At 41.5% G+C, this 17962-nt stretch carries 17 protein-coding genes; 7 read left to right on the plus strand and 10 right to left on the minus strand.

Annotated elements, in window-relative coordinates; all coding sequences use genetic code 11:
• Positions 1 to 572 precede the first annotated feature (572 nt).
• Both glpT and glpQ read left to right on the plus strand, forming a co-directional pair.
• Positions 573 to 1925, plus strand: coding sequence for a glycerol-3-phosphate transporter (glpT, locus tag EAE91_RS16905; protein WP_214089505.1), 1353 nt, complete (start codon positions 573 to 575; stop codon positions 1923 to 1925).
• A gap of 184 nt (positions 1926 to 2109) precedes the next feature.
• Complete coding sequence (glpQ, locus tag EAE91_RS16910; RefSeq protein WP_214089506.1) at positions 2110 to 3186, plus strand: glycerophosphodiester phosphodiesterase; 1077 nt, start codon at positions 2110 to 2112, stop codon at positions 3184 to 3186.
• A 49-nt stretch (positions 3187 to 3235) separates the two neighbouring features.
• On the opposite strand, the gene epmA is transcribed toward glpQ, so the two are convergent.
• The 4 genes from epmA to EAE91_RS16930 all read right to left on the minus strand — a co-directional run bounded on the left by epmA (position 3236) and on the right by EAE91_RS16930 (position 6579).
• A complete protein-coding gene (epmA, locus tag EAE91_RS16915; RefSeq protein WP_214089507.1) occupies positions 3236 to 4213 on the minus strand; it encodes an elongation factor P--(R)-beta-lysine ligase in 978 nt (325 codons plus the stop codon).
• A gap of 140 nt (positions 4214 to 4353) precedes the next feature.
• Complete coding sequence (locus EAE91_RS16920; protein WP_214089508.1) at positions 4354 to 4767, minus strand: fascin domain-containing protein; 414 nt, start codon at positions 4765 to 4767, stop codon at positions 4354 to 4356.
• 528 nt (positions 4768 to 5295) lie between these two features.
• Positions 5296 to 5709 (minus strand): fascin domain-containing protein, encoded by a 414-nt coding sequence (locus EAE91_RS16925; RefSeq protein WP_214089509.1) that lies wholly within the window; start codon positions 5707 to 5709, stop codon positions 5296 to 5298.
• A 456-nt stretch (positions 5710 to 6165) separates the two neighbouring features.
• Positions 6166 to 6579: a fascin domain-containing protein gene (locus EAE91_RS16930; RefSeq protein ID WP_214089510.1), complete on the minus strand. Its 414-nt coding sequence runs from the start codon at positions 6577 to 6579 to the stop codon at positions 6166 to 6168.
• Positions 6580 to 7378: 799 nt separating this feature from the next.
• Between EAE91_RS16930 and frdA the strand changes: the two genes are divergently transcribed.
• From frdA to frdD, 4 genes are read left to right on the plus strand one after another with little or no spacing between them, the layout of a single operon-like run.
• The gene (gene frdA / locus EAE91_RS16935) at positions 7379 to 9175 is read left to right on the plus strand and encodes a fumarate reductase (quinol) flavoprotein subunit (RefSeq protein WP_214089511.1); all 1797 of its coding nucleotides are present in this window, start codon (positions 7379 to 7381) and stop codon (positions 9173 to 9175) included.
• The gene (locus EAE91_RS16940) at positions 9168 to 9902 is read left to right on the plus strand and encodes a succinate dehydrogenase/fumarate reductase iron-sulfur subunit (RefSeq protein ID WP_214089512.1); all 735 of its coding nucleotides are present in this window, start codon (positions 9168 to 9170) and stop codon (positions 9900 to 9902) included. The genes frdA and EAE91_RS16940 overlap by 8 nt, the downstream gene beginning before the upstream one ends.
• A gap of 16 nt (positions 9903 to 9918) precedes the next feature.
• Positions 9919 to 10311, plus strand: coding sequence for a fumarate reductase subunit FrdC (gene frdC, locus EAE91_RS16945; RefSeq protein ID WP_214089513.1), 393 nt, complete (start codon positions 9919 to 9921; stop codon positions 10309 to 10311).
• A 16-nt stretch (positions 10312 to 10327) separates the two neighbouring features.
• Positions 10328 to 10681, plus strand: coding sequence for a fumarate reductase subunit FrdD (frdD, locus tag EAE91_RS16950; protein WP_214089514.1), 354 nt, complete (start codon positions 10328 to 10330; stop codon positions 10679 to 10681).
• A gap of 271 nt (positions 10682 to 10952) precedes the next feature.
• Here the strand turns inward: frdD and sugE are convergent, their stop codons facing one another.
• Together sugE and efp are read right to left on the minus strand one after the other, a co-directional pair.
• Positions 10953 to 11267, minus strand: a complete 315-nt coding sequence (gene sugE, locus EAE91_RS16955) for a quaternary ammonium compound efflux SMR transporter SugE (RefSeq protein WP_036776061.1) — start codon at positions 11265 to 11267, stop codon at positions 10953 to 10955.
• 236 nt (positions 11268 to 11503) lie between these two features.
• Positions 11504 to 12070: an elongation factor P gene (efp, locus tag EAE91_RS16960; protein WP_036776062.1), complete on the minus strand. Its 567-nt coding sequence runs from the start codon at positions 12068 to 12070 to the stop codon at positions 11504 to 11506.
• Positions 12071 to 12108: 38 nt separating this feature from the next.
• Here efp and epmB point away from each other — a divergent pair, with 38 nt between their 5' ends.
• Positions 12109 to 13137, plus strand: coding sequence for an EF-P beta-lysylation protein EpmB (gene epmB / locus EAE91_RS16965; protein ID WP_214089515.1), 1029 nt, complete (start codon positions 12109 to 12111; stop codon positions 13135 to 13137).
• A 59-nt stretch (positions 13138 to 13196) separates the two neighbouring features.
• Here the strand turns inward: epmB and EAE91_RS16970 are convergent, their stop codons facing one another.
• The 4 genes from EAE91_RS16970 to EAE91_RS16985 form a co-directional block, all read right to left on the minus strand.
• Positions 13197 to 13541: a DUF4156 domain-containing protein gene (locus tag EAE91_RS16970; protein WP_214089516.1), complete on the minus strand. Its 345-nt coding sequence runs from the start codon at positions 13539 to 13541 to the stop codon at positions 13197 to 13199.
• A gap of 670 nt (positions 13542 to 14211) precedes the next feature.
• Positions 14212 to 15096, minus strand: coding sequence for a LysR family transcriptional regulator (locus tag EAE91_RS16975; protein WP_244868893.1), 885 nt, complete (start codon positions 15094 to 15096; stop codon positions 14212 to 14214).
• A 690-nt stretch (positions 15097 to 15786) separates the two neighbouring features.
• Positions 15787 to 17433 carry a chaperonin GroEL gene (groL, locus tag EAE91_RS16980; RefSeq protein ID WP_036809426.1) on the minus strand — a complete coding sequence of 549 codons (1647 nt, stop codon included), beginning with the start codon at positions 17431 to 17433 and terminating at the stop codon, positions 15787 to 15789.
• Positions 17434 to 17482: 49 nt separating this feature from the next.
• Positions 17483 to 17776, minus strand: coding sequence for a co-chaperone GroES (locus EAE91_RS16985; protein ID WP_036809429.1), 294 nt, complete (start codon positions 17774 to 17776; stop codon positions 17483 to 17485).
• Between the last annotated feature and the right edge of the window lie 186 nt (positions 17777 to 17962).

Here is a 17962-nt window from a genome sequence, read left to right on the forward strand (position 1 = left end):
ACCGGAACGAAGCAAACTGGCTTGCTCCTGCGTCCAACCATAAAAATCGCTGTCATAACGTGTCGTCATGGTTCCTCCACTGGGTATATCAGCTATACAACTGTATAAATTATGAGTCTGGCAGATTATTGGCATACCGTCAAAACAGTATGTTTATCGTTAAAATCGATTAGCAGCCCATTCACCATAAATTGAGAAGATCCCTTCGTCTGGACGGATACATATAGAATGACAAATAGAAGATGCATAAAAACTATGGTTTTTGTTTGATAAAGAACAAAAACGAACCAAAAACGCTCACCAATAATTAAATAAAGCTCGTTATTGTGACGATAGTCACAATTTCATTGGTAAAGTACATTTTAAAAAGTTAACAAATCACTCAGAATTGTCGCCGGGGAAAAACAACTGTGACAACTGAGGGTTGTTTCACAGATAGGTTGGGTTATTTCGACTATCATAATTTTCGTTATGGAAAATAACCACTTACAAAACCTTTCATTCTCCCATCCGGTGGCATTAGTCAACCGGCAAGCTGTTTATAAAACCAAAAATGCCATCGGAGGCAAAATATGTTAAGTATTTTCAAGCCGGCACCTCATAGGTCCCGACTGTCAACAGAACAGATAGATCCAGTCTATCGTCGCTTACGCTGGCAAATTTTTATGGGGATCTTCTTTGGTTATGCTGCTTACTATCTGGTAAGGAAAAACTTTGCACTCGCAATGCCTTATCTGGTTGAGCAGGGTTTTTCCAAAGGTGATCTCGGTTTCGCACTATCTGGGATCTCTATCGCATACGGCATCTCCAAATTTATCATGGGCTCCGTATCCGACCGTTCTAATCCACGAGTCTTCTTACCTGCGGGCCTGATCCTCGCAGCTTTTGTTATGTTATTTATGGGTTTCGTGCCCTGGGCAACTTCCAATATCACTATCATGTTTGTACTGCTGTTCCTATGTGGCTGGTTCCAGGGGATGGGTTGGCCTCCCTGTGGACGTACTATGGTGCACTGGTGGTCACAGAAAGAACGTGGCGGTATCGTTTCTATCTGGAACTGCTCACATAATGTCGGTGGCGGCTTACCACCATTGCTATTCCTATTGGGTATGGCGTGGTTCAATGACTGGAAAGCCGCACTTTACATGCCCGCTTTCGCCGCAATTCTCGTTGCATTGATTGCGTTTGCCCTGATACGTGACACACCACAATCCTGTGGTTTGCCACCAATCGAAGAGTACAAAAACGATTATCCTTCTGATTATACAGATAAAAATGAAAATGAGTTGACAGCTAAACAGATTTTCATGCAGTACGTGTTACCGAACAAACTGCTGTGGATGGTTGCTTTGGCTAACGTATTTGTTTATCTACTACGTTACGGTATTCTTGACTGGTCACCAACCTATCTACGAGAAGCCAAGCATTTCGCACTGGATAAATCTTCATGGGCTTATTTCCTGTACGAATATGCGGGTATCCCAGGCACGTTACTATGTGGCTGGATGTCAGACAAAATATTTAAAGGTAACCGTGGTGCAACCGGTGTGTTCTTTATGACACTGGTCACTATCGCAACTGTCGTATTCTGGCTGAACCCACCTGGTAATCCTACTGTAGATATGGCTTGCATGTTGACTATTGGCTTCCTTATCTACGGCCCAGTAATGTTGACTGGTCTACATGCCCTTGAACTGGCACCAAAGAAAGCCGCTGGTACAGCCGCCGGCTTCACCGGTTTATTTGGTTACTTAGGTGGCTCTGTTGCTGCAAGTGCTATCATCGGCTACACCGTTGACTTTTTCGGTTGGGACAGCGGCTTTATGGTAATGATTGGTGGTAGTATCTTGTCCGTTATTCTATTGCTAATCGTCACGATTACCGAAAAAAAACATAAACAAGAAATCGCCCAACAATATGGCTAACCTCTGTCATTAAACTGTGATATATCACTGATAATATTAATTAAGCCGCATCATTGTATATGCTGCGGCTTTTTTCAATATCCAAACTAAGCTAAGAGATTATGTTAGTCAGTGTTATTAACACAGCCAAACACACAGTTTAATGAGATAAATTTCATCTCATCGCTAAAACGGAGAAACACACATGCAAGCCCCAATCAAAACAATAATAACAGGTATGATTTTAGCCTCATCGATGTCAGGTATCACCCAAGCGGCGGATAAGATTGTTATCGCCCATCGAGGCGCAAGTGGATATCTGCCTGAACACACTCTGCCAGCCAAAGCAATGGCTTATGCCGAAGGTGCTGATTATCTGGAACAAGATCTGGTCATGACTAAAGATGATGAGCTGATAGTCTTACACGACCACTACCTTGATCGTGTCACTGACGTTGCCCATAAATTCCCAGGTCGTGCCCGCAAAGATGGACGCTACTATGCCATCGACTTTACCTTGTCCGAAATCAAATCATTAAAATTCACGGAAGGCTTCGATATTCAAAATAATCAACAGATACAAAGCTTCTCCCACCGTTTCCCGATGTGGAAATCTGATTTTCGAATCCACACTTTTCAAGAAGAGATTGAATTTGTTCAGGGATTAAATAAATCTACCGGCAAAAACATTGGGATTTACCCTGAAATCAAAGCACCGTGGTTTCACCAGCAAGAGGGTAAAGATATTTCCACTAAGGTGCTGGCAGTGCTGAAAGAGTACGGTTACACCAAGAAAAGTGACAAAGTTTACTTGCAATGCTTTGATGTCAACGAACTTAAACGCATCAAAAACGAACTGGAACCCAAGTTAGGCATGGATCTGAAACTAATTCAACTTATCGCCTACACCGACTGGAATGAAACTTATGAAAAACAATCAGACGGCAAATGGACAAATTACAGCTATGACTGGATGTTCAAACCAGATGCCATGAAAAAAGTGGCAAAATATGCTGATGGCATTGGTCCTGATTACCATATGATTGTGGCTACGGATTCCACACCAACCAATATTAAGTTAACCAGTATGGTGAAAGAGGCTCACGCCAATAATATGGAAGTTCATCCATACACGGTTCGGGTTGATCAACTGCCTAAATACGTCACTAGCGGCGATCAACTTTTCGATATCATGTATAACCAAGCAGGTGTAGACGGTCTATTCACCGATTTTCCTGACTTAGGTGTGAAATTCCTGCAAAAACATCATCAACATAAATAAGATGCAAACAGGGCGCCTCAACCTGCGCCCTGTTCCTGTCGCTGAATAATTACGCTTTACTTATCGAAAAAGCCATAACATCACTGAGCTTTTCAGCCCGCAAAGCCAACATCACCAAACGATCGACACCAAGCGCCACGCCTGCACACTCAGGCATTCCTTGTTTCAAGGCTCCAACCAAATTTTCATCAATTGGTCGAACAGGTAAACCTAACTCCGCACGTTTACGGTTATCCTGTTCAAAACGCTGACGCTGCTCATTACTATCAGTTAGCTCACGGAAGCCATTTGCCAATTCAACGCCTTTAAAATAGACTTCAAAACGCTCTGCCACCCGATGATCTTCTTTGCTAATTTCCGCCAAAGAAGCCTGAGAAGCCGGAAAATGGTAGATAAAAGTTGGCTTTTCAGTACCAATATGTGGTTCAACACCAACAGCAAACAAAAGTTGCAATAAAGTATCCCGATCTTCTTCTATATCAGCAATATTACTCAGATCCAGCTTGGCCGCGACTTCACGCAACTTTTCTTTCTCTGCTGATAGCGGGTCAATATCCAGATAACGCAGGAAAGCTTGTTGATAAGAGAGTGATTCCGCACTTTCACAGTCAAGGATCTGCTGAAGTAAATCATCAACTTCATTCATCAAACGATACATATCATAGTGAGGCCGATACCATTCCAGCAGGGTAAACTCAGGATTATGATAACGACCCGCCTCTTCATTACGGAAGCAGCGACCAAGCTGATAAATAGGGCCACTTCCTGCTGCCAGCAGGCGCTTCATGTGATATTCCGGGCTTGTCATCAGATAAAGGGTCATACCATCCGCGGCACCTGGACCAACAAACTCCGTCTGAAAAGGAAACAATTGAATATCAGTCACTGTAAATTGCCCCATCGCAGGTGTTTCAACTTCCAATACCCCACGATCTGCGAAAAAGCGCCGTATTTCTGCTAAAATAGCCGCTCGTTTCAACAAGTTGGCGATAGGTGCACTTGGCTGCCAGTTTGCTGTTTCGCTCATGTAAATGACTCCAAAATAAAACCAAACGTGCAGTCTACCTGCATCATACATATCAGACAAACTATTACCGTCAGATAAACAATAAAATAGTGATCGATTTTTCCTGACACCACAAAGCCAATACCAGACAAAATCACCATTTACTCTAACAGAGTTATCAATTTAAAATGGCAAAATACATCTATATGAGTTTTATCCGGCTTAATATAATTAATACCTTTTATGCTGATCCTACTCAGATATTTTCCATTATCTGCCTTTAGTGCTATCAAATTATAGCCGACATCTTCTACAGTAAACGTAGAATAAACATCAATACTAAATTTTGCAGCTTCAATATAATTACCGCCAGGACGAGCAACCCGACTCAAATAGAGCCCATTGTCTGCCCGAAGTGCCATTGTATAAGCATCAAATAGCGTCACTACATACCGGGAAGAAGCACCAAGAGTATATCTTCCAGCCTGAATGTAATTAACCTTTCCTTGACTGAATCGACTCAAATAGAGTCCATTATCTGCCTGCAAGGCGATAGTGTGCTCTGATAGTGCCATCATAGACTCCGTTTCAATATACCCGTTATCTTTCAAGTTGTCTCTTTGTTGACTGCACTCGCTCACCCCGGTCACATAGTTACCTATGCTCCCGTGGATTCACTCCCTTGCCATCGCAACGCACCTTGAAATCCATAGGGTATAGAATATCATTTAAACTTCATATCGAATCGCTATACCCATATAAATAAAATCCTCTTGTTGAATATATACTACTATCATTAAACAATAAAATATATCCTCTCTTTATTATGGACGACATAGACAATTATTAAATAACCAGAGTAAATTATCATATTTAAATTAAAAGTGAGATATTATAAGAAAACTGAAAAATAATTTAAGATGATAATTATAATATGATCAGTAACACGAATAATACATTGCCAATAAAATCATCACGAAATATAATTAATATTTTATCTGGTGTATTAAGTGACTAATACTATTGTTTTGCTATTAACATAATAGTGGTCAGGTAAAACTGACCACTATAATAATATGTAATTAAAGATCAAAATTGTCCAATTATAATTTTAAAACTTTAAACTGGCAATATATATCCAAGTCGTATTTATCCGGTTTAATATAATTAAAAATACCACCGGCATTGATCCGACTCAGATACTTCCCATTATCTGCACACAAAGCTACCACATTATCGTCGATATACTCTAAAGTAAAAATTGAATAAACATCAATGTCTGATTTTGTCGCTACTATATAATCACTGCCAGCCAGAGAGATTCGACTTAAATAGAGGCCATTGCTTGCACGAAGTGCTATCTTATTGGAGCTAAGTTGTGTTACAGAATATTTGGTGTAAATATCAATAATAGATTTATTAGCTTCAATAAAGTCAAACCCTCCTCCTCGATCAATTCGACTTAAATAGCACCCATTATCTGCCTGTAATGCAATAGGGCTACTTGATAATCCCATAATATTCTCCTATTTAAATATATTTAATTTATTTCATTCCGCTATATTAGTTATAACTTATTAATTTAAACATCACATTTTACTATTCCTGAAAATATAAAATACTTTCAATGAATATATACAATTGATATAATTATTAAATACCAAAATATATTTTGGCGTCTACTTTGAATGATGTAATCATTTTAGATTTAATGATAATATTCATTAAACACAAATAATTTTCACATTTAAATTATAAAGCAAAAAACTATAAATAAAATAAAAAATCATTCTGAATAATTAATTCAAATATTATAAATAGCCTTAAATTCCATTATTATCTAATTATCTTGAAATAAGTAACAGGCTTTTATCTGATATATTAAATAACCGATATCATTAGTGAAAAAATAAGAAAATAATAGTGGTCAGTTTTACCTGACCACCATAAAAAACTCAAGTAAAGATCATTATTTATGCAATTAGTGTGGTCACTTTAAAGTGGCAATACACGTCTAAATTAACTTTATCCGGCTTAATGTAATCAACACCACTCTGAGTAATTCGACTTAAGTATTTCCCGTTATCTGCACGTAGAGCTATCACATTACATCCGACATCCTCTACTGTAAACGTAGAATAAATATCAATACTCGATTTTGCCGCTTCAATATAATCACCACCAGATCGAGTAATTCGGCTCAAATAAAGCCCATTATCAGCAAGAAGCGCTATCTTATTAGTACCAAGCTGTATTAATTTATATCTTGAGTATATATCAATGGCAGATTTAACAGCTTCAATGTACTGAACCCCTGCCTGATCTATTCGACTCAGGTAGAGATTATTATCTGCTTGTAATGCAATAGTGATATTTGGTAATCCCATAATATTCCCTCATTTAAATATATTTAAATTACTAAATTAAATTGTATTCAGCATGACAAGACTATTTAAATATCAGTTATCACTATACCCGTTATCTTTCAAGTTGCCTCTTTGTTGGCTGCACTCACTCACCCCGGTCACATAGCTCTCTATGCTCCCGGAGATTCGCTCCCTTGCCGCCGCGATGCATCTTGAAATCCATAGAGTATATACCTGTGAAAATAAACTCCCATTAATAAATATAGATCAAAAGAATAAACTTGCAAGCCATATCCATATATTTATTCCTAATGATAGATTGTTTAAAGTTTAAACATAACATTCATTTATTGAATAAAGGGAAATGATTTTCATATTTAAATTAAACGGCCATAAATTATAAACAAAATAAAATTTCAAAACCCTATTGCACTTAAGTAATTTATGACACTAGCAAAAAACAACAGAAAAATAAAATTCACATTGTATAGCCTTGATGCCCAGTTCCATTATGAGCTATCCTATTCTACTTAGATAATAACGCTATTGATCAATGCCAAATAAAGTAACTAATTCTTGACCCAGATCAAGTTTTTATAATCAAATCCAACAAAATACCCTTTCATATCAAATTTACCTCACCGAGAACTCGCTATACTTAATCCAATACAAATAGTAATAAATAGCTGACCTTAATCGTTAAAGCACCGGATTTTACCTACAGAATTTTGCGATATAAGAAACAATAACAACAACATTGTAGGAAAGTTACGACCATTTTGTTCACTCATTAATTTCACTTAAACAATGGAGAAGCACAGTGCAAATCTTTAATGCCGATCTCGCTATTATCGGAGCCGGAGGTGCCGGTCTGCGTGCCGCAATTGCCGCCGCTGAAGCTAATCCTCAAATGAAAATTGCTCTGATCTCAAAAGTTTACCCAATGCGTAGCCACACTGTAGCAGCAGAAGGTGGATCAGCCGCAGTCACCCAAGCTCACGACTCCTACGACTTCCATTTCAACGATACCGTATCCGGTGGTGACTGGTTATGCGAGCAAGATGTTGTTGAATATTTCGTCGAACATTGCCCGACAGAAATGATCCAGCTAGAGCAGTGGGGCTGTCCGTGGAGCCGCCGGGAAGATGGTTCCGTCAACGTGCGTCGTTTTGGTGGTATGAAGATAGAGCGCACCTGGTTCGCTGCGGATAAAACTGGCTTCCACATGTTACATACGCTATTCCAAACCTCCCTTAAGTACCCTCAAATCCAGCGCTTTGATGAGCATTTTGTCCTCGATATTCTGGTGGATGAAGGGCACGTACGCGGTCTGGTTGCACTAAATATGATGGAAGGCACCAAAATTCAGATAAGAGCCAATGCCGTTATTATGGCAACCGGTGGCGCAGGCCGTGTATACCGTTACAATACCAACGGCGGTATCGTGACCGGTGATGGTATGGGCATGGCATTCCGTCACGGCGTACCACTGCGTGATATGGAATTTGTTCAGTACCATCCAACCGGTCTGCCAGGTTCCGGTATCCTAATGACAGAAGGTTGTCGTGGTGAAGGCGGAATTCTGGTCAACAAAGATGGCTACCGCTATTTACAAGATTATGGCCTCGGCCCTGAAACTCCATTAAGCAAACCTGAAAATAAATATATGGAACTAGGTCCCCGTGACAAAGTTTCTCAGGCTTTTTGGCATGAATGGCGTGCCGGTCGTACTATTTCAACTCCACGTGGCGATGTGGTTTATCTCGATCTACGCCATTTGGGAGAGAAGAAATTATTTGAACGACTACCCTTCATTTGTGAACTGGCAAAAGCGTATGTCGGTGTTGATCCCGTTAAAGAACCCATTCCGGTCCGTCCTACAGCACATTACACTATGGGTGGCATCGAAACTGACCAGAAATGTGAAACCCGTATTAAAGGACTGTTCGCTGTCGGTGAATGCTCTTCTGTCGGCCTGCATGGCGCAAACCGCCTTGGTTCCAATTCTCTGGCTGAATTGGTGGTCTTCGGCCGTCTGGCGGGTGAAGAAGCAGTAAAACATATTCAACAAACCAAATCCGTTAATGACCGCTCATTGGATGCCCAGGCTCGTGATGTAGTCGCACGTTTGAACAACTTACTAAAACAGAAAGGGACGGAAAGTTGGTCGAAGATCCGTGATGAAATGGGGATCTCGATGGAAGAAGGCTGCGGTATCTATCGCACCCCTGAACTCATGTTAAAAACGATCGATAAGATTGCTGAACTAAAAGATCGCTTCAAACGGGTGAAAATCACCGATAACACCAATGTGTTCAACACGGATCTACTGTACACCATTGAGCTTGGCTTTGGCTTGGATGTGGCTGAATGTATGATTCACTCTGCAATAAACCGTAAAGAGTCCCGTGGCGCTCATCAACGTCTGGATGAAGGATGTACCGAACGTGATGATGAAAATTTCCTAAAACATACACTCGCTTTCTATAACTCTGGGGGTGTCCCTCACCTAGAATACAGCGATGTAAAAATCACCAAATCCACACCGGCAAAACGTGTATATGGCGGCGAAGCCGCAGCACAAGAGAAAAAGTATAAGGAGCAGGAGAATGGTTGATATAAACACCCTGAGAATGGAGGTCATGCGCTATAACCCGGAAAGTGACTATAAACCCCATTCTATAACCTATGAAGTTCCTTATGATGAGCAAACTTCTCTACTTGATGCCCTGGGTTACATTAAAGACAATCTCGCTCCCGACCTCTCTTACCGCTGGTCTTGCCGTATGGCTATCTGTGGCTCTTGCGGCATGATGGTTAACCGCGTGCCGAAACTAGCCTGTAAAACCTTCCTACGTGATTATCCTCAAGGAATGAGAGTTGAAGCGCTCGCTAACTTCCCTATTGAACGTGACCTGGTAGTGGATATGACCCACTTCATTGAAAGCCTGGAAGCCATCAAACCATACATCATCGGGAATAACCGCAGACCTTCTGAAGGTCCAAATATTCAAACTCCAGCACAGATGGCGAAATATCATCAATTTTCCGGCTGTATCAACTGTGGCTTATGTTATGCCGCTTGCCCTCAGTTTGGTCTGAATCCTGAATTTATCGGCCCGGCGGCGATCACGCTGGCTCACCGTTACAACCTAGACAACCGTGACCACGGTAAGAAAAAGCGTATGCCCCAACTTAATAGCCAGAATGGGGTATGGAGCTGTACATTCGTTGGTTACTGTTCTGAGGTCTGTCCAAAACATGTCGATCCCGCTGCGGCTATCCAACAAGGCAAGATCGAAAGCGCGAAAGATTTCATGATCGCCATGCTAAAACCACAATAAGGGGAGACAGAAAATAATGACGACTAAACGTAAACCTTATATCCGCAGCATGGCCCCCAACTGGTGGCAGAAACTGAGCTTTTACCGCTTCTATATTCTGCGTGAAAGTACCGCAGTGACGACTATGTGGTTCAGTATCTTGCTGATATACGGTCTATTCGCTCTAAAAGGCGGCGCACAAAACTGGGATGCATTTGTCACGTTCCTAAAAAACCCCGTTATCCTGCTGATTAATCTCATCACTCTGCTAGGTGCTCTACTGCATACTAAAACCTGGTTTGAGCTAGCGCCGAAAGCAGCTAACGTGGTGATAAAAGGCGAAAAGATGGGACCTGAGCCAGTAATCAAACTGCTATGGGCCGTCACTATTATCGTCACCACGATTATCTTAGGTATAGCCTTACTTTAACCTCAAGGAGGATCTCATGAAGCAAATACCTAAACGTTCCGATGAACCGATTTTTTGGGGATTATTTGGTGCCGGTGGTATGTGGGGTGCCATTGTGGCTCCAGCTATTATTTTACTCGTAGCTATCCTTTTACCATTGGGAGTAGCGCCGGAAGCGTTAAGCTACACACGAATTCTGACTTTCTGCCAGAGCTTTATTGGTCGTGCATTTCTATTACTGATGATTATTCTACCATTATGGTGCGGTTCACACCGTATCCACCACGGTATGCATGACCTGAAAATTCATATTCCTGCGAGTAAATGGATTTTCTACGGCCTGGCAACGATTCTGAGTGTTGTCGCTATCATTGGCGTTTTTACTCTGTAGTTGAATAACAACAGTTGAATAGCAACGAGCTGAGGTTATAAATACTCTTTACCCTAATCGATGTTGTCGAAAACCTACCCTCACACGCTTTTATGCTGGAAAATATCTTTAAAGGCTGGTTCATCCGGCCTTTAACTCATTCAATCTATCATCCGAGATATATGTATTTCTCCGAAACTCTCCTGCTTTTGATTCACTAAAGGAAAAACTACACGAGTGAAAATAGAAGCTGCACTGCCAAAATGTGAAATCTTTGGCGTGCAGTTCAATATTAACTGGACAATTTCAGGCCGATAATACCGGCGATAATCAGAACAAAACTTAGAATCCGGGCAAAACTTGCAGACTCACCGAACACTATAATGCCAAAAATGGCGGTACCCACTGCACCTATTCCAGTCCACACTGCATAAGCTGTACCTATTGGTAAACCTTTCATCGCATAAGCAAGCAACCCCATACTGAGCGCCACAGCGCCAGCGGTAATAAGGCTCGGTATCAACCGGGTGAAACCATGAGTATATTTCAGGCCAACCGCCCAGACGACTTCGAATAAACCAGCAATAACAAGAACAAACCAGGACATATCAACGCCCCATAATAGTATAGTTGTGGAGTCGTCCCCAGAAAACGGCAGTATATCCAGGTCGTCCCGGATAACCATTAGAAACAGTGATAAATTATAGTCGTGTAAAATTGCAGTATCAATAACACAATATCGTGAGCTTAAAGAACAAAATAGCCACGCTCTGTATAATCACCAATAAAGAAAAACCACAGTCTGCTTCCAGAACTGCGGCTTTTATCGAATACAGTCGGTAATTATTTTACGCGAGAAACGTATTCACCAGAACGAGTATCCACTTTAATCACTTCACCGATTTGAACGAACAGAGGTACTTTAACTACCGCACCAGTGCTCAAAGTTGCTGGTTTACCGCCCGTACCTGCGGTATCACCTTTCAGACCTGGATCAGTATCAGTAATTTCCAATTCAACAAAGTTTGGCGGAGTCACAGAGATAGGCTGACCATTCCACAGCGTCAGGATACACTCAGCTTGTTCTACTAACCATTTCGCATTATCGCCAACTGCTTTTTCATCAGCAGCTAACTGCTCGAAGGTTTCGTTATTCATAAAGTGCCAAAACTCACCATCGTTATACAGGTAAGTCAGGTTCATATCCATTACGTCGGCAGATTCTACAGAGTCAGTAGACTTGAAGGTCTTTTCCAGCAGTTTACCGGAAATCAGCTTACGAATACGAACACGTGCAAACGCCTGACCTTTACCCGGCTTCACGAATTCACTTTCAAGAATAGCGCACGGCTCGCCATCTAACATGATTTTAAGACCTGAACGGAATTCATTGGTACTATAAGTAGCCATGGAGATCCTCTTTCTAAACAAAATGGCTTAGCCAAAAAATGGCGCACATTATAACCCCAAAGATCATCATCAGAGAAGACTGGTTGAAACAACTTGCAGATGTTATTACCGACCCTGATGAATTATTACAATTATTATCCTTAGATGAACACCCGACATTGAGCAAGGGGAGCGACGCACGCCGCCTGTTTCCACTACGGGTACCTAGGGCTTTTGCTGCGCGTATGCAAGTAAACGATCCTAATGATCCGCTGCTACTTCAAGTTATAACCACACCAGAAGAATTCACGCTTACACCGGGTTTTTCTACCGATCCTCTGGATGAACAACGCAGTGCTGTCCCCGGTCTATTACATAAATACCGTAATCGAGCACTATTGCTGGTTAAAGGAGGATGCGCAGTTAACTGCCGTTATTGTTTCCGCCGTCATTTCCCATACGAAGATAACAAAGGTAATAAACGCAATTGGCAACAAGCGTTAGATTACATTCAGCAACATCCTGAACTTGATGAGATTATCTTCTCCGGCGGCGATCCTTTAATGGCAAAAGATCACGAACTTGATTGGTTGATCAGTAATCTAGAAAAGATTTCCCATATCAAACGACTGCGTATTCATACTCGTCTGCCTGTGGTTATTCCTGCTCGGATCACAACAACGCTTTGTGATCGACTGGCACAATCGAGATTACAGGTGATCATGGTGACACATATCAATCACGCTAATGAGATCGACCAATCCTTACGGAACAGTATGATATTGCTGAAACAAGCAGGTATCACGTTACTAAATCAAAGTGTGCTGTTACGCGGTGTCAATAATAATTCTGATACTCTGGCTGACCTGAGCAATGCTCTGTTTGATGCCGGTATTCTACCTTACTACATTCACGTGTTGGATAAAGTACAGGGTGCCGCCCATTTTATGGTCAGTGATGAAGAAGCCAAGGAACTTATTCGGGAATTGCTGACAAAAATTTCAGGTTATTTAGTACCACGTCTAGCAAGGGAAATCGGTGGAGAACCGAGTAAGACACCTCTTGATTTGGGACTAAGACAAAATTAACAAAAAATTCATGCCCGGATATTTTTCAGCCGGGCATGCCATTCAAATTCTGAATGCCATTACTGACATTTATAGACTTGACCAATCATTTTACTATCCAGTGGCGCAAAGCTCGATAACAGACTTTCACTCGGACTGGCGACTCCATAAATCACATTTCCCCCCATAACTGCGGCTTTATTGCGCAAATCATTGGCTGCCCCACGCATCGAGCTGCTTTCATTACCTACACCAGTCATCCAATTGCTTTGCGTACCTGTTACTTCACCCAATAGCTGACACTCGCTGCCTGGCTTAATATCAACAAATCGAACCTGTGAACCACCAGAAGTTAATTGGTTAGTAGTTGTACACCCTGCCAATAGTAACAATACTGAAGCACTGAGCAAAACTTTAATTCGCATGTTTTTCCTCACCCATTGTTGGAAATTCGACAATTAATCATCAATATACCTTGTTGTACACCAATATCGCAAAAAATAATTTATAAAGTCATCCTTCAGTAAAGTGTTTAGGTCAAAAATATTTTATGCCAAGGTGAATGCAGTAAGAAAATAGAGAAAAATAATCGAACAAATAACACGAATAAGCTCAATAAATTACTTTTTCCATAAAAAAGCAACTCATTAATTATCCCATTGGTTATGTAAATATTTAACCAGTTTGTTAATCTCCCCTGGAAAAATATTGAATAAACTTATAATAATCATCTGACATATATTCCAGCTAGCCATATTTGTACTTGTTTTCTATCTGCTAAATTCAATTCTCATGTTGCGAATGATATTAAACTTAAACCACCTCATCAGAAATACTATTAGAACACCTATCAACAGTTTTGAGCCGGCAATATCTCACGATAATCTTTTATTAAGTCATTATCTGATATTATATTTCATAAAAATTCCACTTATTAAGATGACTTAGCGATTATACTCATCTGAATTTTATGTGTATTTTATTATATACAAATAATTATGCCTTTTTAACACGAATTCAATTTGGATACAGATATTCCATTGATACCACGATAACATTCGATCAAACATTTTCGTGGTACCAATTTTATGGTTATCACCATCCATCACCAATATGGATGTGCTCTGTTAGATAGTCGAGAAATACTCGTACTCGTGATGGAAGTTGCCTGTCTGTGCCGACAAAAACGGCATATACTTCTTCCTTATCACCAGGATTATAGTTCTCAAGTACAGGTAGCAACAAACCGGCCTGAATATCAGCATTCACATGGAAACGGGCCAGTCGTGCTAAGCCAAGTCCTGCTATCGCAGCTTTACGCATGGTTTCTCCATCACCAAGTAACAAATTCCCGGAAGGCAATTGTTGCACCCATTCTTCCGAACCAATGAAAGGCCAAGCTTTCACATGACGGGTGAAACCAAAACCAAGTCGATTGTAGCAACCTAAGTCGCTAGGCGTAGCAGGCATCCCCACTCTTTCAAGGTATGAAGGAGATCCTACCACAACCATTCGACTTGACCCCAACCGACGTACCATGAGACACGAGTCGTCCACAGAAGGACCGGTACGAATTGCGACATCGCTACGATCATCAAGTAAATCCACTATCAAGTCACATAATGAGATGTCGAGTGTGATCTCCGGGTAGCGTTGCAGGAAGTCCGGTAATAACGGCATCAAACAATGTTTTCCAAACGCAACATGACAATTCACACGTATCCGTCCGCGCGGTGCTGTTCCCTGATTTGTCTCTTGCTCTGCGGCTGTGATGTCCTCCAAAATCCTGACACTACGCTCATAGAAAACAGAACCCTCAGCCGTTAATTGAAGTTTACGTGTTGTTCTATTCAATAGCCGTACACCAAGCCGCATCTCCAGTCGATTAATAAGCTTACTGACTGCTGATGGCGTCATATCGAGCTTGCGAGCAGCAGCAGAGAGACCTTCCGATTCAATTACCTGAACGAATACAGCCATTTCTGTGGATCGATTAAATTTGTGCATAGATATTTGAATTATTTTCCAAAGTCCTATGAATCAATGAATTTTAGTCTAATATGCTCATTTTTTCTAAACTTAAGGAAATATTTTTTTGCTTAAGGATTTATCCCATGCCAAATCGCTTTTATTACCCAACACCTTAAGTGCTTACGGTCAATGTCTACGGGATAAATATGATCGAATACCGTTAATCCCTATCTGAAATTTAGGTAACAATTTTGCTTATTGATACAGCATTGGGATTGACGCTGTTAACGAACAAGATAGTGGAACATTAAATCGTTTTTTAAGCTGATAAAGAGGCTAGTCACTTTATAAAGTCATAGCTCCACACAAGTACAAAACAGAACTGTATTGCCCAAACGTTTAATCACGAGCATGACACACTGGATAGTGCTGAGGAGAGAGACAGGAAAAGAGAACGTTATAGCAAGAGCATTTCTTGCATCGTTCATCAGCGCGTTAGCAAAAACAGGATTGACGGAAAAACACTCCTGCTATCCTAATAAATCGATCACTTAATAAAACGGAGACCAATATCCGGGCTTAAACCTCAGCCCGAATATCGGATTTTACCAAATGCTATTTCGGCGGGAAGGTAATAAGTACAACTTTAGTTAGTACCCACTTGGACGTAACCCACCAGGCTAGCGACCTACGCGACTATTACATCATGCCGCCCATACCGCCCATGCCACCCATACCACCTGCTGCGCCTAAATCAGCTTTATCGTCTTTAGGCATATCAGTGATCATACATTCAGTAGTGATCATCAGGCCAGCGATAGATGCTGCAAATTGCAGTGCAGAACGGGTTACTTTGGTTGGATCCAGAATACCCATTGCGATCATATCGCCATACTGTTCAGTAGTTGCGTTATAACCGTAGTTGCCTTCACCTGCTTTCACGCTGTTTGCGATAACAGATGGCTCTTCACCCGCGTTGTCAACGATCTGACGCAGAGGAGCTTCCATCGCGCGCATTGCAACACGGATACCTACGTTTTGATCTTCATTATCGCCTTTCAGACCAGCAATAGCAGCCGCAACGCGAACCAGTGCAACACCACCACCAGCAACCACGCCTTCTTCTACTGCTGCGCGAGTTGCATGTAGAGCATCGTCAACGCGAGCACGTTTTTCTTTCATCTCAACTTCTGTTGCAGCACCAACTTTAATAACAGCAACACCGCCAGCCAGTTTAGCTACACGCTCTTGCAGTTTTTCACGGTCATAATCAGAAGTGGATTCTTTGATCTGCTGATTGATCTGAGAAACACGACCTGCAATTGCAACTTCTTCACCAACGCCATCAATGATGGTAGTGGTATCTTTGTTGATAACGATACGTTTTGCCTGACCCAGATCTTCCAGAGTTGCTTTTTCCAACTCCAGGCCAATCTCTTCAGAAATAACATTACCGTTAGTCAAGACAGCGATATCTTGCAGCATAGCTTTACGACGGTCACCGAAGCCAGGCGCTTTAACCGCAGCAACTTTGACGATGCCACGCATGGTGTTAACAACCAGAGTAGCCAGTGCTTCACCTTCAACATCTTCAGCAATAATCAGCAAAGGCTTGCTTGCCTTAGCTACACCTTCCAGAACTGGCAACAGTTCACGGATGTTGGAGATTTTTTTATCTACCAGAAGAATATATGGGTTCTCTAATTCAACAGAACCGTTTTCTGGTTTGTTGATGAAATAAGGAGAGAGGTAACCACGATCGAACTGCATACCTTCAACGACATCCAACTCGTCTTCTAGGCCAGTACCTTCTTCAACGGTGATTACACCTTCTTTACCGACTTTATCCATCGCTTCTGCGATCAATTTACCCACAGTTTCGTCGGAATTCGCGGAGATAGTACCTACCTGAGCAATAGAGGTGGAATCTGAGCAAGGTACGGACAGTTTTTTCAGCTCTGCCACTGCTGCAACCACGGCTTTGTCAATACCGCGTTTCAGATCCATTGGGTTCATACCCGCGGCTACGGCTTTCAGACCTTCAGTAACAATAGACTGAGCCAATACAGTTGCTGTTGTTGTGCCGTCGCCCGCAGCATCATTCGCTTTAGAGGCAACTTCTTTCACCATCTGAGCACCCATGTTTTCGAACTTGTCTTCCAGTTCAATTTCACGAGCTACGGAAACGCCGTCTTTAGTGATTGCAGGAGCACCGAAAGATTTATCCAGCACAACGTTACGGCCTTTAGGGCCCAGGGTCACTTTTACTGCATCAGCAAGAATATTCACACCACGTAGCATCTTAACGCGAGCGTCGCTACCAAATTTTACGTCTTTAGCTGCCATTGTTTCTTTCCTTTAAATTCGTTCAGTTAAGAAGATCTAAGCGCAACAATTACGCTTCAACAATTGCCAGAATGTCGCTTTCAGACATGATCAACACTTCTTCGTTGTCGATCTTCTCTGACTTAACACCGTAACCATCGTTAAAAATAACGATATCTCCAACTTTCACACACAGTGCTTTCACATCACCGTTTTCAAGGATGCGGCCATTGCCCACAGCCAGAACTTCACCACGAGTGGATTTACCCGCAGCAGTGCCAGTCAGCACAATACCGCCAGCAGATTTTGATTCAACTTCTTTACGCTTGACGATTACACGATCATGCAATGGACGAATATTCATTGATAGCTCTCCTATAAGAAAGTCCATATCAGGTAAGAGGATTGATACCAGTATACTTTCATTAAACTAGTATCATAATAAATCAAGTGGGGACTTATTTATGATACTTCAAGGGCAGGCAAAAAAATATTTTACTTTTTTCTTACCCACAGAAAAAAACCGATGATTAAACTAAACATTCAGAAA

The organism is Photorhabdus noenieputensis, assembly GCF_018448935.1.
Lineage (GTDB): Bacteria > Pseudomonadota > Gammaproteobacteria > Enterobacterales > Enterobacteriaceae > Photorhabdus > Photorhabdus noenieputensis.

Bases quoted from the DNA above. Each gene is read 5' to 3' on its own strand.
- glpT (WP_214089505.1), top strand. From the start codon at position 573: ATGTTAAGTATTTTCAAGCCGGCACCTCATAGGTCCCGACTGTCAACA.
- glpQ (WP_214089506.1), top strand. From the start codon at position 2,110: ATGCAAGCCCCAATCAAAACAATAATAACAGGTATGATTTTAGCCTCA.
- epmA (WP_214089507.1), bottom strand. From the start codon at position 4,213: ATGAGCGAAACAGCAAACTGGCAGCCAAGTGCACCTATCGCCAACTTG.
- EAE91_RS16920 (WP_214089508.1), bottom strand. From the start codon at position 4,767: ATGGCACTATCAGAGCACACTATCGCCTTGCAGGCAGATAATGGACTC.
- EAE91_RS16925 (WP_214089509.1), bottom strand. From the start codon at position 5,709: ATGGGATTATCAAGTAGCCCTATTGCATTACAGGCAGATAATGGGTGC.
- EAE91_RS16930 (WP_214089510.1), bottom strand. From the start codon at position 6,579: ATGGGATTACCAAATATCACTATTGCATTACAAGCAGATAATAATCTC.
- EAE91_RS16940 (WP_214089512.1), top strand. From the start codon at position 9,168: ATGGTTGATATAAACACCCTGAGAATGGAGGTCATGCGCTATAACCCG.
- frdC (WP_214089513.1), top strand. From the start codon at position 9,919: ATGACGACTAAACGTAAACCTTATATCCGCAGCATGGCCCCCAACTGG.
- frdD (WP_214089514.1), top strand. From the start codon at position 10,328: ATGAAGCAAATACCTAAACGTTCCGATGAACCGATTTTTTGGGGATTA.
- sugE (WP_036776061.1), bottom strand. From the start codon at position 11,267: ATGTCCTGGTTTGTTCTTGTTATTGCTGGTTTATTCGAAGTCGTCTGG.
- efp (WP_036776062.1), bottom strand. From the start codon at position 12,070: ATGGCTACTTATAGTACCAATGAATTCCGTTCAGGTCTTAAAATCATG.
- epmB (WP_214089515.1), top strand. From the start codon at position 12,109: ATGGCGCACATTATAACCCCAAAGATCATCATCAGAGAAGACTGGTTG.
- EAE91_RS16970 (WP_214089516.1), bottom strand. From the start codon at position 13,541: ATGCGAATTAAAGTTTTGCTCAGTGCTTCAGTATTGTTACTATTGGCA.
- EAE91_RS16975 (WP_244868893.1), bottom strand. From the start codon at position 15,096: ATGGCTGTATTCGTTCAGGTAATTGAATCGGAAGGTCTCTCTGCTGCT.
- groL (WP_036809426.1), bottom strand. From the start codon at position 17,433: ATGGCAGCTAAAGACGTAAAATTTGGTAGCGACGCTCGCGTTAAGATG.
- EAE91_RS16985 (WP_036809429.1), bottom strand. From the start codon at position 17,776: ATGAATATTCGTCCATTGCATGATCGTGTAATCGTCAAGCGTAAAGAA.